The organism is Reichenbachiella sp. MSK19-1 (assembly GCF_003590315.1).
Lineage (GTDB): Bacteria > Bacteroidota > Bacteroidia > Cytophagales > Cyclobacteriaceae > Reichenbachiella > Reichenbachiella agariperforans.
On sequence record NZ_MIER01000002.1, the window covers coordinates 1885427 to 1901221 of the forward strand.

The 15795-nt window shown below is 46.4% G+C and carries 17 protein-coding genes; 4 read left to right on the forward strand and 13 right to left on the reverse strand.

The window, feature by feature from the left end; all coding sequences use genetic code 11:
• Positions 1-180: 180 nt before the first annotated feature.
• The 5 genes from BGP76_RS07795 to BGP76_RS07820 form a co-directional block, all read right to left on the reverse strand.
• Positions 181-468, reverse strand: coding sequence for an addiction module antidote protein (locus tag BGP76_RS07795; protein ID WP_073124783.1), 288 nt, complete (start codon positions 466-468; stop codon positions 181-183).
• Positions 469-470: 2 nt separating this feature from the next.
• The gene (locus tag BGP76_RS07800) at positions 471-749 is read right to left on the reverse strand and encodes a type II toxin-antitoxin system RelE/ParE family toxin (protein WP_221409856.1); all 279 of its coding nucleotides are present in this window, start codon (positions 747-749) and stop codon (positions 471-473) included.
• A 434-nt stretch (positions 750-1183) separates the two neighbouring features.
• A complete protein-coding gene (locus BGP76_RS07810; RefSeq protein WP_119844205.1) occupies positions 1184-1963 on the reverse strand; it encodes a SprB repeat-containing protein in 780 nt (259 codons plus the stop codon).
• Between the two features lie 71 nt (positions 1964-2034).
• On the reverse strand, positions 2035-3285 hold the full coding sequence (locus BGP76_RS07815; protein WP_119844346.1) for a DUF819 domain-containing protein: 1251 nt from the start codon (positions 3283-3285) through the stop codon (positions 2035-2037).
• A complete protein-coding gene (locus BGP76_RS07820) occupies positions 3278-3922 on the reverse strand; it encodes a CoA pyrophosphatase (RefSeq protein ID WP_139281088.1) in 645 nt (214 codons plus the stop codon). The genes BGP76_RS07815 and BGP76_RS07820 overlap by 8 nt, the downstream gene beginning before the upstream one ends.
• Before the next feature lie 98 nt (positions 3923-4020).
• Here BGP76_RS07820 and BGP76_RS07825 point away from each other — a divergent pair, with 98 nt between their 5' ends.
• The 3 genes from BGP76_RS07825 (at position 4021) to BGP76_RS07835 (ending at position 6860) form a co-directional block, all read left to right on the forward strand.
• Positions 4021-4734 carry a hypothetical protein gene (locus BGP76_RS07825; protein ID WP_073124789.1) on the forward strand — a complete coding sequence of 238 codons (714 nt, stop codon included), beginning with the start codon at positions 4021-4023 and terminating at the stop codon, positions 4732-4734.
• A gap of 16 nt (positions 4735-4750) precedes the next feature.
• Positions 4751-6244 carry a helix-turn-helix transcriptional regulator gene (locus tag BGP76_RS07830; RefSeq protein ID WP_119844206.1) on the forward strand — a complete coding sequence of 498 codons (1494 nt, stop codon included), beginning with the start codon at positions 4751-4753 and terminating at the stop codon, positions 6242-6244.
• Between the two features lie 82 nt (positions 6245-6326).
• Positions 6327-6860, forward strand: a complete 534-nt coding sequence (locus BGP76_RS07835; RefSeq protein ID WP_119844207.1) for a mechanosensitive ion channel domain-containing protein — start codon at positions 6327-6329, stop codon at positions 6858-6860.
• 6 nt (positions 6861-6866) lie between these two features.
• Here the strand turns inward: BGP76_RS07835 and BGP76_RS07840 are convergent, their stop codons facing one another.
• The 7 genes from BGP76_RS07840 to BGP76_RS07870 all read right to left on the reverse strand — a co-directional run bounded on the left by BGP76_RS07840 (position 6867) and on the right by BGP76_RS07870 (position 13265).
• Positions 6867-7910, reverse strand: a complete 1044-nt coding sequence (locus BGP76_RS07840; RefSeq protein WP_147407411.1) for a tetratricopeptide repeat protein — start codon at positions 7908-7910, stop codon at positions 6867-6869.
• Positions 7911-8009: 99 nt separating this feature from the next.
• Entirely contained in the window at positions 8010-8426 is a 417-nt protein-coding gene (locus tag BGP76_RS07845) for a CBS domain-containing protein (protein ID WP_119844209.1), read from the reverse strand.
• A gap of 102 nt (positions 8427-8528) precedes the next feature.
• Positions 8529-9440, reverse strand: coding sequence for a flavin reductase family protein (locus tag BGP76_RS07850; protein ID WP_119844210.1), 912 nt, complete (start codon positions 9438-9440; stop codon positions 8529-8531).
• Positions 9441-10673: a fumarylacetoacetase gene (gene fahA / locus BGP76_RS07855; protein ID WP_119844348.1), complete on the reverse strand. Its 1233-nt coding sequence runs from the start codon at positions 10671-10673 to the stop codon at positions 9441-9443.
• 62 nt (positions 10674-10735) lie between these two features.
• Positions 10736-11389: a 3-oxoacid CoA-transferase subunit B gene (locus tag BGP76_RS07860; protein WP_073124801.1), complete on the reverse strand. Its 654-nt coding sequence runs from the start codon at positions 11387-11389 to the stop codon at positions 10736-10738.
• Positions 11390-11391: 2 nt separating this feature from the next.
• A complete protein-coding gene (locus BGP76_RS07865) occupies positions 11392-12087 on the reverse strand; it encodes a CoA transferase subunit A (RefSeq protein WP_119844349.1) in 696 nt (231 codons plus the stop codon).
• Between the two features lie 20 nt (positions 12088-12107).
• On the reverse strand, positions 12108-13265 hold the full coding sequence (locus tag BGP76_RS07870) for a homogentisate 1,2-dioxygenase (protein WP_119844350.1): 1158 nt from the start codon (positions 13263-13265) through the stop codon (positions 12108-12110).
• A gap of 286 nt (positions 13266-13551) precedes the next feature.
• On the opposite strand from BGP76_RS07870, the gene BGP76_RS07875 reads away from it, so the two are divergent.
• On the forward strand, positions 13552-14610 hold the full coding sequence (locus BGP76_RS07875; protein ID WP_119844211.1) for a HAMP domain-containing sensor histidine kinase: 1059 nt from the start codon (positions 13552-13554) through the stop codon (positions 14608-14610).
• 280 nt (positions 14611-14890) lie between these two features.
• Here the strand turns inward: BGP76_RS07875 and fabD are convergent, their stop codons facing one another.
• A complete protein-coding gene (gene fabD / locus BGP76_RS07880) occupies positions 14891-15760 on the reverse strand; it encodes an ACP S-malonyltransferase (RefSeq protein ID WP_119844212.1) in 870 nt (289 codons plus the stop codon).
• Between the last annotated feature and the right edge of the window lie 35 nt (positions 15761-15795).

The window sequence follows — 15795 nt, forward strand, 5'->3', positions numbered from 1 at the left end:
AATCGTGGCGTGTGATTTAGTTTAAGTTTTGGCTACAAGATGGCCAAATCTCTGATTTGCGCTATCCCTTTTTGATTCCATAGTGCTAATCTGAGATATGGCGGAGCTTCTAGAATGCAGAGAGTTTTCATTTACAGCTGAACCACCATGATTTGATCACAGCATGTTGTGAGTCGTTTTTTAGGCTGTTCCAACATGAAGATTACTTCCAATAGCTCTCAAAACTTTTAGAACAGTTTCGAACTGTGGTTTAGCTCCTTTTGAAAGAGCTTTATAGAGGCTTGGTCTGCTTAATCCCGTTTCTGCAGCTATTTTAGACATTCCTTGCGCCTTCGCAATATGGCCGATCGCAGTTAATATATCTGCGGAATCGCCATCTTCCAGAACGGAGTTAAGGTATTCAGCAATCATTTCGTTATCGTCTAAATACTCTGCAATATCGAATTTTGATATTTTGTTAGTCGCCATGATTATTCAATTTCGTTTTTGTAATCCAACCAAAGTTGTTTCGCTTTATCAATGTCCTTTTGTTGGGATGATTTTTCACCACCGTTCAAAAGAAACACAATTCTACCGTTCACATCTTTTAAATACACTCGGTATCCCTTTGCATAGTGAATTCGAAGTTCACTAATTCCTTGTCCAACTGGTTCACAGTCTCCAAAGTTGCCATGTTCTTGTATTCGCTGAATTCTGAAAAGTATTTTAGCCTTGGCTCGTTTGTCTTTGAGCTTTCTTAGCCATTCCATTTATCGAATTCACCCGTCTTTTCTATAGAACACATACGCAAATGTATTCACTTGGATACAGCTATGCAATTGATTTATTGAAATGTAACGAATGAAAATCGATGACTCACCACACCCTAGTATGTGACACCATGTCGCATATCCGCAATGTATCTTTAACTAATCTAGTAGATTTTTAATGGTTGCCAAACCTTTGACTGCTGCATGGGTGTGAATTTCTGTGGTTCGTAACGAATTATGCCCCAGCAAGGTCTGAATGTAGCGCAAGCCTGTGCCAGACTCTAGCAAATGCCTGAAGAAGGGGGGAAAGTATGGGGCGCGAATTCTAGCTATTGAAGCTGCTCTTGCCAACTGCCAACTCCCCCACCGCGCTCAATGTCGAATATTATTGATTTGTATCCCCAAACCTACACACTAAGAGACTCCCCTATTTGCTAATTGTCCAAAGCCCCGTCATCTACCCAGCAGGCAAGCATGGCGATCTCTTCGTCTGATATTTCGCCATTGCGTGGCATGGTCTTGCTCTGTGTGAGGCTTTTGATATCCGCTGCTTTTTCCTGAATGTTGTCAAACTGCCCAAAGTCTACGATCCCCGTACCTGCTACATGACAACCACTGATCGCACAGTTGTTTTGGATGATCGCGCTGATACTCGTCGCATAACTAATCCCCGAGGGGACGTAGACACTTTGTTCGGTGCTGCAGCCCGCTGCATCTGTGACACCCAGTATGTGTTCGCCATTGGCTAAGCCAGTCAGTTGGGGATCGATCCCTCTGTCCACGCCATCCCATGCGTACGTCAGCTGACCCGTACCTCCACTAGCTGTGACCGAGATCGCTCCGTCACTCCCTCCACAGCCTGCATTTTGTGCTACTGTCATGGATATCTCAAATGAAGGCAGGTCAGAGGCCACAGTCAGGGACAGCGTCTTGGTGCATTGGTTGTCATCACGGACGATGGCGGTGTATACTCCTGCGCTCAGCCCAGTAAAATCTGTCGTCTCTCTAAAAGACACGCCATCCAGACTGTATTCGTATGGAGCACTCCCTCCACTCGCGAGTAGCGAGACAGTCCCTGCCTCCGTACAGCTCACTGCGCGCTGTGATACTACGGCTAGACCTAAGTCAGATACGGCACAGTCCACAGCTTCCTCCTCTTTGTCGCATGCGCTAAAAAGCACTGCAAGAACTGGAACTAAAAATCTTAATTTCATAGGTATCGATTCTAGTATAATTAATCAATATAGGTATTCAACTTTTGTCATTCATGATGCCAACAGCAGTGCTATTGGCCAGACACCAACTGCATCAGTACACCACAGGTATAGGCACCATAGGTACCCAGTGCATAGCCCAGTACGGCCAGTAACACCCCCACTGGCGCCAGCGACGGATGAAAAGCCGACGCTACGACGGGTGCAGAAGCTGCGCCACCGACATTGGCCTGACTCCCCACTGCCACGAAAAAGAAGGGGGCTTTGATGAGTTTAGCTACGACCAGTAGCAATAGGATATGCACCAGCATCCAAACAATCCCTACGAGGAATAGCCCCGGGGAGTCTACGATCGCGATGACATTCATTTGCATCCCGATAGTCGCCACCAATATATAGATAAACAAACTCCCTACTTTGGAAGCGCCTACCCCTTCGAGCTGTCTACATTTGGTAAAAGACAAGCCCAAACCTATGGTGGTCGCAATCACTACCAGCCAAAAGAAGCTACTCGTCAAACTATACTTTGCCAACTCAGGAAAGTTAGCCCCGATCCATGGTCCTATCCAATCCGCCAAAGCATGCGAGATACCCGTCACGCCAAACCCTACTGCCAAAACGATCATCAGATCCGTCATGGTAGGGATTTTGGATATACTAAGTTGATAATCCTCGATTTTATTTTTCACCCCCTCGATCGCCGAAGCATCAGCCTTCAAAAAGGCATCTATCTGCTTAGACTTACCTGCCCCGATCAATAGTACTGCCAGCCACAGGTTCGCTACGATCACATCCACAGTCACCATCTTAGAGAACAACTCCTCGTCTACCTGAAAAACCTCAATCATCGCTGCCTGATTGGCACTACCACCGATCCAGCTCCCCGCGATGGTGGTCATGCCACGCCAGATGTCATGAATATCACCTCCCACTACATCGGGGGCTACCCACGCAAAAAACATGATAGACAAAGGGCCACCTATCATAATACCCACGGTTCCTGTCAAGAACATAATGATCGCCTTGCTACCCAGTTTCATCACCTCTTTGAAGTCCGTGCTCAGTGTCAGCAATACCAAACTCGCTGGCAACAGATAGCGTGATGCCACAAAATACAACTGAGAGTCCTCTCCCGATATGATGCCCATGGAATTAAAAATGGAAGGCAAAAAGTAGCACAGCAGTACCGACGGTACGTAGGTGTAGAACTTTTTCCAAAAGGGAGTTTTCGAGTTGTTTGTCACAAAAATAACTCCCAATAATATCATTAGTAAGCCAAAGACCACTGCGTCATTGGTGATCAAAGGTTGCGTATCATTCATTTCCATAAGTTGTTTTCTTTATTAATTCGGACAGTTCACTTAGTATCATCGCCGTAGCGCCCCACACCACTCGTTCTTGGATATCAAAATAGGGTGCTTCGATCTGTACCCCCTCATAAGGCTTGATCCACATTTTCTTTCTCAAATCGGCATTCTGAATATCAGCCAGATCCACTTCTAGTATCTCCTCCACCTCTATTTGATCCTTGACGAAAACGGGTTTTTCGGTCACATAACCTAGATAAGGTTCGATGTTAAAATTGCTCGGAGGGATGTAGTGACGGCTCAGTTTGCCAATCATCTTGACCTGCTGTGCAGGTACGCCTATCTCCTCGTGGGTTTCTCGCAGTGCCGTCACCGCTAGGTCGCCATCTTCCTCCTCTTGCTTGCCTCCGGGCAGTGCGATCTGCCCGCTATGGACTCCCTGGTAGACTGGACGGACGATCAGCGGGAACTTGACCTGCCCATCCTCTGGGTAGAACAGGATCAAAACAGCACTCTCTCTCGGCGGTGTCTTGTGTGCAAAAGTCCGCTTGACCTCTGACATCCGCGCAGGTGCCATGATATGCTGTGCCTTTATCCCCGGCAGCCCTACTTCCAATACTTCACGTAACGAACTAACAAATCTCTCGATCAAACTAGACTCCTTTTTGGGTTATTGCTACTCTTTTATGAGTGGTGAGAACAAACCTATTAAATATAATTATTAAATTAGGTCGGGCTACCTTCAAAAACATGTCAGACCATCTCCCCTACTACATCTATATCGTCTTTCTACTGACGACTCTCGCGACCTTTGCCTTCCTTCACTTCGGTTTTAAAAGTGCCGAACCAAAAAAATCTAATGTCGCACTGATCATTTCCATTTGTCTGGTTGTGTGGCTATTTATCATTGGTACCTTGTCGCTCAATGCGTTTTTTGTGGATTATGAAACGATCCCGCCCAAATTCGTACTGGCGATAATGCCTCCCAACTTGTTCGTGATGCTGCTCTTTATCAGTAGGAGAAGTCGAAACTTCATTCGCCAAATCCCCATCACCACGCTCACTTACCTGCATCTGGTCAGAGTCCCCGTCGAGATCGTCCTATGGTGGCTGGCACTCGAACACTGGCTACCGATGCTCATGACTTTCGAAGGTAGCAACTATGATATCCTGTCTGGTATCACTGCACCGTTCGTCGCGATATTCATGGTTGGTCTCCGTAGCAAGGTCAAAATCGGTGCTATTATTTGGAACTTTCTCGCACTAGGACTCCTCGTCACCATCGTCTACCATGCTTTGTTTTCTACGCCATTCCCTTTTCAGAAATTCGCGTTCGACCAGCCCAACATTGCGGTATTCTACTTTCCGTTTATTTGGCTACCTGCCTTTATAGTACCTGCAGTTTTATTTTCTCATCTCGCAGCGCTATACCAATTGTTTTCTAAAAGCGAAGAGTCAATATAAATGCATAATTTTCCGCATGGCGCTTGACAAACAATATATCAAACTCATTTTTGGGATCAAACTAAAACAGTACCGTCAGAGACTAAGCATGTCCCTGCAAAACCTGTCTGACCTTTCAGGTGTTTCGGTCTCCTATCTCAACGAAATAGAGAAAGGGAAAAAGTACCCCAAAACAGATAAAATCCTTTCGCTCGCTCAGGCGTTAAAAGTTCATCCTGTAGACCTAAAGTCTGAAAACCTAGACAAGACCCTCGCGCCTATCACGCAGCTGATTCACTCGGGTATCCTATCTGAGCTACCGCTAGAACTCTTTGGGCTAGAAGCATCCCGCCTCTTGGACCTCCTATCTAATGCCCCCTCCAAGCTCAATGCCTTCATAGGTACGCTACTAGAGGTCAGCAGAAACTATGACGTACGTGTGGAGACCTTCTACTTCTCCGTACTCCGTTCGTATCAGGAAATCCACGAGAACTACTTCGAAGCGATCGAGCAAAAAGCGGAAGAGTTCATCAAAGAGGTTAGTGCCATTCGCCAAAAGCACTTTCAGGCGAAATTATTCGAAGACTACCTCACCGAAGAATACAACTACAAGATCGTGATGGATGACTTTGACTCCCACGAATCCCTCAAAGACATGCGGACGCTGACAGTCGTCAAACGCAGGAAAAAGCACTTTATCCTCAACAGTAAATTAAGCTCAAGACAACAAGCCTTTTACCTAGCCAAAGAAGTGGGTTACAACTATCTAGGCTATAAAGAAAGAAACCATGCCATGCCTTGGGTCAAAATTGACTCCTTTGATCAGGTTCTCAATGACTTTCGCGCATCCTACTTCGCCACTGCAGTACTCATCAACAAGCATGACTTCACACGAGATTTGAAAACATTCTTTGAGAGCGAATCATGGAACCAAAACATCCTCATCGACACCATGAGAGAGTACAATGCAACGCCCGAGATGGTCATGCAGCGTATGACCAATCTGCTACCAGCGTCTTTCGGACTCAAAGAATTGTTCTTTTTCAAGTTCAATCACCGACCAGATACAGACAACTACCACCTCAGCAAAGAGCTACATCTGTCTAGGCAACATCAGCCACGTGGCACGGTGCTACAGGAGCACTTCTGCCGCAGATGGGAATTTATCCAAATGCTGCAAGACCTCTCCGACATACATAAGGAAAAACCTGACCACATCATCGGAGGAGCACACATCGCCCAATACCTCGATACCAAAGATGAGTTTCTACTGCTATCGCTGGCAAAACCCTTTAATCCTACCCCGGGTATCAACAACAGTCTGTCCCTTGGTATCCGCATCAACAACAAGACACGCGAAACGATCAAGTTCCTCCAAGACCCTAGCATCAAAACACGACTCGTACATGACACCTGCGAGCGCTGCCCCGCGACCAATTGCAAAAAACGTGTAGCTCCAGCTATCATATTCGAGCGTACCAAAAAAGAAGGAGAGCGCATCGAACTACTCCGAGAATATGGCCTAGACTAATCGCTTAATTCGCTTTTCTGTATAGTTTTGCATTCTGCTAGTAGCAGCCAAATGGATAAAATAAAACTTACATTTTCACACTATGTTCTCAGACTGGTTCGGTCATTTCAGCAATTACACCCTCATACAGATCGTAGGGTCAGTGCTCATTATCATCTTCTATTTAATACTGAAGGCTATCTTACAAAAAACGATACTCAATCGTTCTATTCAGCAAAATTTTGACCCTGCCCGATCGATCTATGTCCGTAAGCTCGTAGGCTTCATCACCTTGATTCTTTGCTTAGTACTCGCTGGGGTAGTCTGGGAGGTATCTCTCAAAGGACTCTCTGTCTACATCGCATCAGTTCTGACGGTCGTTGGTGTTGGCTTGTTTGCGACTTGGTCTATTGTCAGCAACATCACCGCATCCTTGATTCTTTTCTTTTTCTTCCCGCTCAAAATCGGGTCTAAAGTCAAGATCGTAGATGGCGCCAACTCGATAGAAGGCGAAGTGCTCAACCTCTCCCTCTTCTCTATCAAAATTTTGGTCGCAGAAGGCCAACATGCCTACTACCCGAACAACCTAGCCATACAACGCTATATCATCCACCTAGACGGAGGCTCTACCAAATAACCTAAACTACTGGCAGGGAGAAGCTACGTCGAGCAACTCGGCGTGGCGTTGATAGAGTTTACACGCATCTTCTCTCTGTCCATTGGCTATATAAGCTTTGATCAATGCTTGATAACTCTCATAATTAGTAGAATCCAAGGCAATCGACTGGTGAAATGCGGCTATGCCAGCCTCCCTTTGATCCACGGTAGTTTTGAGACGCCCTAGATTGAGATAAGCATAAGTATTCTCCGCATCGAGCTGAATGCTCTTAGCGATCAATGAATCAGCCATCTCGTATTCCTCCTGTAGCAGTTTGATATAGCCCGCATTGTTGATAAAGTAGGGCTGGCCCCCTACCATGTTCATCGCCACAGAGATCACAGAATCTGCTTGCTCTAACTCTCCCTGCTCTGCTAAAACCAAAGCCAAAGAGTTGAGTGCATAAGGTTCATTTTGATGAATCACCAAGGCTTGTTCCAGATCAGACTGAGCAGATGGATAGTTTCCTAAATTGTAATGCATAATCCCACGGTTAGAGTACGCGTCGAAATTATCCCCATCCTTGGCTATAGCTGCTGAAAAACTCTCCAATGCTTTGGCGTAATCTCTTTGCTTTTCGAATACCAATCCACTCACCACATCCACCAAAGCAGTATCTGGATAGAGCTTACGAAGGTATGACAGATCCTCAAAGGCATTGTCCATCCGCTCTAGTTCTAGATACGCATAGGCACGGTTAAAAAGCACATCATGGTAATCTGGTTTTAGGCGATAGACTTCATTGTAATCAGCCAGAGCGAGTACATACTTACCCATTTCATAGTATGCCACGCCACGGTTGAGATAGGCGTCCGTGATTTCAGCATCCTTTTCGAGTACTTGCGAGTACAGTACGACAGCATCTGAATAATACCCCTCATTGAGTTTCTTGTTGGCAGTTTCGAAAGTGTATTTGATGCGGTTCTTACGATTAGCAGGACTACAAGCCACTATGAGAACCAATAAAGAAAGAAATATCAACCATGATTTTTGCATGGCGCAAATCTCATCAGATGCGCGGATAATCAAAAGCGAATGTTAGAATTCTAGTACATGATCATTCTCATGATAAGCAATACGTGCTCAGATCTACTTCGAGTGTACAAGTATTCAATAACTACATTAACTTCAACCCGCCTTCTTCACCATGTACTTAATCAAATCAGTAGTCGTCACGATACCGATCAGCTCATTATTTTCGGTCACTGGCAAAGCATGAAAGTGCCCTTGCAGAAAGATATCTGCTGCTTGTTTGATCGTATGACTCACGGGTACTGTCACAGGATTGGCCTTCATCAATTGCTTGACGGTCATCACATCGAGGAGTGAGTCACTACCCGAAGAATCCTTAAATTTCGCACATTGTTTTACACCATTGATATCCGTCAAACTGATAATCCCAACCAATGTACTATCTGCCAATACAGGAATATGCCGAATCTTGATTTGTTCGAATACATTGAATACATCTCTAATGGTATCTGATACATCTACTGTGATAATATCTCGGGTCATGATGGTTGATATGGGCTCGTTTATGGACATAGCGTGTATTGAGTAGTGTTTAACATGCTAAAACTAAAGCATTATGAATTGTCGCCTCTGTTTTTTGTACAAAAGATGAGTTTTCAGACCATAAGACCAGCCCTATTTATGAAAAAAAACGTCCCCCGCAAATACTAATGCGAGTGCTTCTCGGTCTTGACCTGCCTCCAACAAAGCTTGCACTTCGTGATGCATGGCCTTGAGTCTCGCCTCTCTAGTCGTGTGCTTTGCGAGCGCTGATTGTACTGATGCAGTACGCTGAGAATCCTCGATCTCCGCTGCATTCGGGAGTCTCTCTTGGTTGCCCAGTCTCCCCAGATTGTTGCCGGTCAGCACCGTACTGTCCCGCGCACTACCAGGCAATTGATCTACACCTATCCCTTGTCGCTGCAGTGGTTTGGGGATTTCGAAGAGCGCTTCTGGGCTCATACGCCCATACCAACTGCCTCCCATCCGAGCCACCAGATCCAATCTGGGTGTGTCAAGTTGACGGTTTTCATCCAAGTACTCTTCCCTTACATGCACATGTACCACTTCCGCAAAAACGAGGTTTCCAGCACCGGGACCATCACCCAGCGCCTTGACCTCCGTCACACGACACTCGAATGCCACAGGAGCCTCTCCCACTCTCGGTGGCTGGACCTGCACGCTAGGCCGCTGCGTCAACCCCGCCTTGACGAACTCATTGACTCCCTCGGCATACTCTGTGCTCGACAGAGACATCTGCTCCACGATGGGGTGATTGACAATATTGATCACTACCTCTGGTACATCGAGCACATTCTCCAGCGTGTGCTTGGTCGTATTGTCTCGTCCTCTCCTAGACGGAGAAAAAATCATAACGGGCGGGTTGGAACTAAACACATTGAAAAAACTAAAAGGACTCAGATTGACTCGCCCCGTTGCATCCACCGTGCTGGCAAAACAGATCGGTCGTGGCGCCACGGCCGACAGCAAATAGTGGTGCAATTCGGCCTGTGACAAATCCTTAGGGTCAAAACTCAAATCAGCCATCTAATACACTTTAGCAGGTAAAATCTGTGCAGACACTTCCCCAAAACCAACACGTACACCGTCCTTGTCCGCATATCCACGCATCGTGACGGTATCTCCATCCTCGACGAAGCGACGCACCGTGCCGTCTCGCATTTCTAGGGGTTTCGTTCCTGCCCATGCCAATTCCAACATGGATCCATAAGCATCTGGTGTAGGACCTGAGATCGTCCCAGACGCCATCATATCACCGACATGCACGTCACAGCCATTCACCGTATGGTGCGCAAGCTGCTGCGCCATGTTCCAGTACATGTGTTTGAAATTGGATCGACTGACTACCTGCTCTTCGCTCCCTTCGGGGCTAATCGCCACTTCCAACTGGATATCGAAGTTGCGATCACCCGTCGCTTCAAGATACGGCAGAACTTTCGTTTCTTGCTTCGGCCCAGCCACCCGAAATGGCTCCAGTGCTTCCATCGTCACTACCCAAGGCGAAACAGACGAGCCAAAATTCTTTGCCAAAAATGGCCCCAGCGGCACGTACTCCCATTTCTGTATGTCACGCGCCGACCAGTCGTTGAATAGCACCTTCCCAAAAATATACTCCTCTGCCTCAGCAGTCGACACCCGATCTCCCAGCGACGTATCTTTCCCGATGATGTAGCCCATCTCTAATTCAAAATCCACTCGTGACGATGCGGCAAACACCGGTTCGGTAGCATCCTTGGGCAGCACCTGCCCCATCGGTCTGTGGATCGGCACCCCGCTCACCATGATGGATGAGGCCCTGCCGTGATAGCCCACCGGAATGTGCTTCCAATTGGGCAGCAAAGCATGCTCAGGATCACGAAACATCACCCCGACATTGGTAGCATGTTCGATGCTAGAGTAGAAGTCCGTATAGTCACCTATGCGCACTGGCAAGTGCATCTGCACCTCCGATTGATCAATCAGCAACTCTGGAGATGCTCGCAATGGAGAGTCCTCCTCACACAGCAAGCGCTGTACATCAAGACGCACTTTCCTTGTTACGTTTTTTCCTAGTCGGATAAAATCGTTGAGATAGTCTTGCGCAAAAAAAGCAGATGCTACATCCAGCATCTGATTTTCGGACAGACCGAATAGGTTCACCACTTTGTCTCCTATGGCAATTCCTACATGCTTTTTCCCTCCTTTCTGAGAGTAGATCCCGAAAGGTAAATTGTATATACTAAAATCTGACTCTGCCGCTATCGGCAACCAGCTTTTCATTTCTATCATATGGTATTGTTGTTTTTCATTCGAGTTAAACCTAATAGCCTATCGGCTTCCGATTAAATGTTCATCTCGGGGATGTCTCCTGTCACAATCAACTTGCCTGCTGTAGCAGCCTCGATCTCTGCGACTGTCACTCCAGGTGCTCGTTCGATCAGTACAAAGCCCTCTCCTGTCACCTCTAGCACCGCTAGATTCGTCACGATTCGCTTCACACAACCTACTCCCGTGAGTGGCAGACTACACTGCGGCAAGAGTTTCGATTCCCCTGACTTACTCGTGTGCATCATTGCGACGATGATGTTTTCGGCCGATGCGACGAGATCCATTGCTCCGCCCATCCCCTTGACCATCTTGCCGGGGATCTTCCAGTTGGCAATATCTCCCGTCTCGGACACCTCCATCGCACCTAGTACCGTCAACTGCACGTGTCTCCCGCGTATCATAGCAAAAGATGTCGCTGAGTCAAACAATACCGCTCCCGGCTTCAGCGTCACGGTTTGCTTGCCAGCATTGATGAGGTCGGCATCTTCTTCGCCCTCGTAGGGGAAATTACCCATCCCCAAGATTCCATTCTCGGACTGAAACTCCACCGCAATATCATCTGGCACATAGTTGGCGACTAACGTTGGGATACCGATCCCGAGATTGACATACCACCCGTCTTGCAGTTCTTGCGCGATGCGCTTGGCTATTCCATGTTTGTCTAGCATACCTATCGGGTTCTAATGGTTCGTTGTTCGATTCTTTTTTCATAGTCCTTGCCCTCAAATATCCGCTGCACGAATATCCCCGGCGTATGAATGTAATTCGGGTCTAGTTCGCCCGGCTCGACCAGATGTTCGACCTCTGCGATTGTGACCCGTCCAGCCATCGCCATTGGCGGGTTGAAGTTTCGCGCTGTGCCTTTGTAGATCAGGTTGCCCAGTCTATCCCCCTTCCACGCCTTGACAATTGCAAAATCAGCCGTCAGTGCCGTCTCCAAGATATGCGGCTTCCCGTCGAAGACACGGACTTCCTTGCCTTCTCCCACCTCTGTCCCATAGCCAGCGGGCGTATAAAATGCCGGTATGCCTGCTCCTCCTGCTCTACAGCGCTCGGCCAGCGAACCTTGAGGGATCAGGTCTACTTCGAGTTCTCCATTGAGAAGCTGCCGTTCGAATTCCGCATTTTCCCCGACGTAGGAGGAGATCATCTTTTTAATTTGTTTTTGCTGCAAAAGCAGCCCCAGGCCAAAGTCATCCACTCCAGCGTTGTTGGAGATGCAGGTCAGCTCCTTGACTCCTGACTTCACCAGAGCGGCAATCGCATTTTCGGGTATCCCACACAGTCCAAACCCTCCAAGCATGAGCGTCATCCCGTCATGGATATCTGCGATGGCTTCCTGCGCATTGTTTACTATTTTATTCATCGTCTTTCGGTGTTCATCTGCTATTCTATCCAAGATTTATAATACTGCCTGTCATCGATACGCATGGCATTTTCGGTGAGCATCAGTGGCCGAAACGTATCGATCATGACTGCCAATTCTAGCGTTTCTTTTTGTCCGATACTCTTCTCGTAGGTACCCGGATGAGGCCCATGCGGTATCCCTGCAGGGTGCAGGCTGATGTTGCCAGGCGCGACTCCCGTACGACTCATAAAATCTCCATCCACATAGTAGAGCATCTCATCCGAGTCGATGTTGGAGTGATTGTAAGGCGCAGGGATGGCCTGTGGGTGGTAGTCGTAGAGTCGCGGACAAAACGAGCACACCACAAAAGCCGAGGTCTCAAAAGTCTCATGCACTGGCGGGGGCTGATGCACCCGCCCCGTGATCGGTTCGAAGTTGTGAATCGAAAACCCGTACGGGTAATTGTAACCATCCCAACCTACCACATCGAATGGATGCGCTTGATAATGCAAGTGATGCAACATGCCCTGCTTTTTGATTTTGAGAAGGAAGTCTCCCGTCTCGTCATGTGTCTCCAGATCCTGTGGCAATTTGTAATCTCGCTCACAGTAGGGTGAGTGCTCCAGTAGCTGCCCAAACCAATTGCGGTATTTCTTCGGAGTATAAATCGGCGTGAAGGACTCAACGTAGAGCAGCCGGTTGTCGGTCGTATCAAATTCGATCTGATAGATCATTCCCCGAGGGATCACCAAATAATCCCCATACTCAAAAGGAATATTCCCTACGAGCGTACGCAGCGTACCCGATCCTCGGTGCACAAACAGCAGTTCGTCTGCCGAAGCATTCTTGTAGAAATAGTCACGCATCGACTGTTGTGGAGCAGCTACTCCGATGATCAAATCACTATTGACCATCAGTGGTTCGCGTGCCTCTAGATAGTCCCCTTTCGGAGCGACATCAAAAGTCAACAACTTTTTGGAGTGAATGTTTTTGTCCACAGCGATCCGTGGACTTGCATCGATGGACTCAGCAATATCCGTCACCATCGTAGGTCGACGGTGGTGGTAGAGCAGCGAGGACATACCGTCAAATCCGATCGTCCCAAACAACTGCTCATAAAACAGCGAATCATCGGGCTTTCGAAATTGGGTATGCCGCTTAGGAGGTATCCTACCAAGTTTATGATAAATGGGCATATGTCTGTTGTTTTGGGTGTACACCTCTAGCCCTACTAGCATGAAGTGTAGCTAATTCTAATCATTTTTTCTGACAATATAAATGGCAACCGGACGCTTATCACAGTCCAGTAGTCTCAAGACATGATGCTATTTAGAGTAGTCGGTATATCTGACTCATGACGCTATATTCTCCAAAGAATCAACAAGCGAATTTTCGTTCACATGACAGGGCATTTATATAATTAGGCTTTGAGTGTCCTACTCAGTTGAAAATATTTATATTGATGCCAACAACCACGCATGTATGAAATTTTACGAATCCCTCAACTTCTCTGCTCTCAAGCATTCTTATATCTATAAGTTCCTATTCATTGCCTTTATAGGTACACATATTCCATTGGTAGCCAGTATCGCCTACATACTATACAGTCCAGTAGACCAAATCAACAAGTACCTGATGCTCCTTTTGATCTTAGGGTTTACAGTTGTGGCATTGATAGTCACGGTCATCTTGGGCAAGAAACTCCTAAAGCCCGTCAAACTTGCTTCAATGGCAATGGATCAATTCAAAGAAACACTTCAGATCATGCCATTACCCATCCATTATCAAGATGAAATAGGACAGCTACTACTCAACATCGATTTAACCCTCAATCAAGTCAAGCAACTCTCAGAGGAAAAACAAAATTATGCCAGTCTCATCACGCATGACCTGAGAAGTCCCATCACTTCTATAGTCGGCATTGCTGAACTAATCAAAGAGAGTGATGAACTCGACGAAATCTATGAGTTCACTGATATGATCTCTAATTCTGGAAATCAATCTTTGACGCTCATCAATGAGACCATGCAACTCATCAAGTCGACGCACTTCAACATAGAAGTGGGAGAGAAAAAAAGCACCAATGCTAAAAAATTCATAGCGGGTGAAATTGCTTCGTTGGCCGGAAGCAACCTGCTTAAAAAAATTAATTTCTCCATCGCAATCGATCCTGAACTAAGTATATGGGTTCAACCAAGATTGTTTTCGCATGTCGCGCAAAACTTACTAAACAATGCCATCAAGTACTCTCATGAAAATGGCTTGGTAAAAATATCGGCCATAGAAAAGGAAGAATACTGTGAAATAAGCATCAAGGACCAAGGCATAGGTTTCGATCCAGAAAAAGAAGATATACTATTCGACAAATTCACAAGTGCAAAAAGAAAGGGTACACAAAATGAACCAACTACAGGACTCGGACTCTATCTAACCAAACTACTCATAGAAAAGCATCAGGGACAAATCAAAGCACATAGCGAAGGGAAAGATAAAGGAGCAATCTTCACCATCCATATTCCGAAAGAGAAAACAATAGGTTAATTGGGTAATTCAGGGGATAAAAATCAATATTCGACATTGAGCATTCGACATTCATTATTCCAATCATTTAAATATTACCTCCAAGACTCATAATAGGTGACTGTTTTTTTATAAAACAATCACAAATTTCGAACAATGAATCTTGAATCACGAAGGGATCTACTACCTCTCCCCCAGAAATACAGGACGATCCTAATTCAGGAGTTAAGCACCCTAATAAAAACACAAAGTCCCGTCTAAACTAGACGGGACTTTGTGTTTTATCGCATCGAAACGTGCCTTACAACCCGCTTACTTCTGCTTCTCTGTGTATTTTTTTAACCAATCCCTGAAGCACTTTTCCAGGACCACACTCTACGAATGAAGCTCCACCATCAGCTACCATAGCTTGAACCGATTGTGTCCAGCGCACAGGTGCCGTCAACTGAGAGATCAGATTACTTTTGATCTCTATGATATCACTATGCGGCTTAGCATCGTAGTTTTGATACACCGGGCAGATAGGACTACTAAAAGTAGTCGCTTCGATAGCTGAGGCTAACTCTTCTCTAGCAGGCTCCATGAGTGGACTATGAAACGCCCCTCCTACTGGCAGTGGCAATGCTCGTTTAGCTCCTGCTTCTTTCATCTTTTCGCAAGCTGCTTCTATGCCGTCGTTGGTTCCTGAAATTACCAATTGCCCTGGACAATTGTAGTTCGCTGGAACGACTCCCTCAATCGACTGACATATCTCCTCTACGACCGAATCCTCTAATCCCAAAATAGCTGCCATAGTTGATGGATTCATTTCACAGGCTTTTTGCATCGCTAGGGCACGTTGTGAGACCAATCTTAATGCATCCTCAAAGCTTAGCGCTTTGTTAGCAACCAAAGCAGAAAACTCACCCAAAGAGTGACCCGCCACCATATCTGGCTTGAAATCCGCACTAACTAATGCTGTGACCGCAGAATGAATAAATACCGCTGGCTGTGTCACCTTGGTTTCTTTCAATTCTTCCGCACTACCCTCGAACATCACTTTGGTGATATCGAACCCGAGTATATCGTTGGCACTATCAAAATATGATTTGGCTGCTGCAGAACTATCGTATAAGTCCTTGCCCATACCTGAAAATTGAGCTCCCTGACCTGGGAATACGTATGCTTTCATTTACTTTTTTAATTTGCGAGGCGCAAACTTAAAGC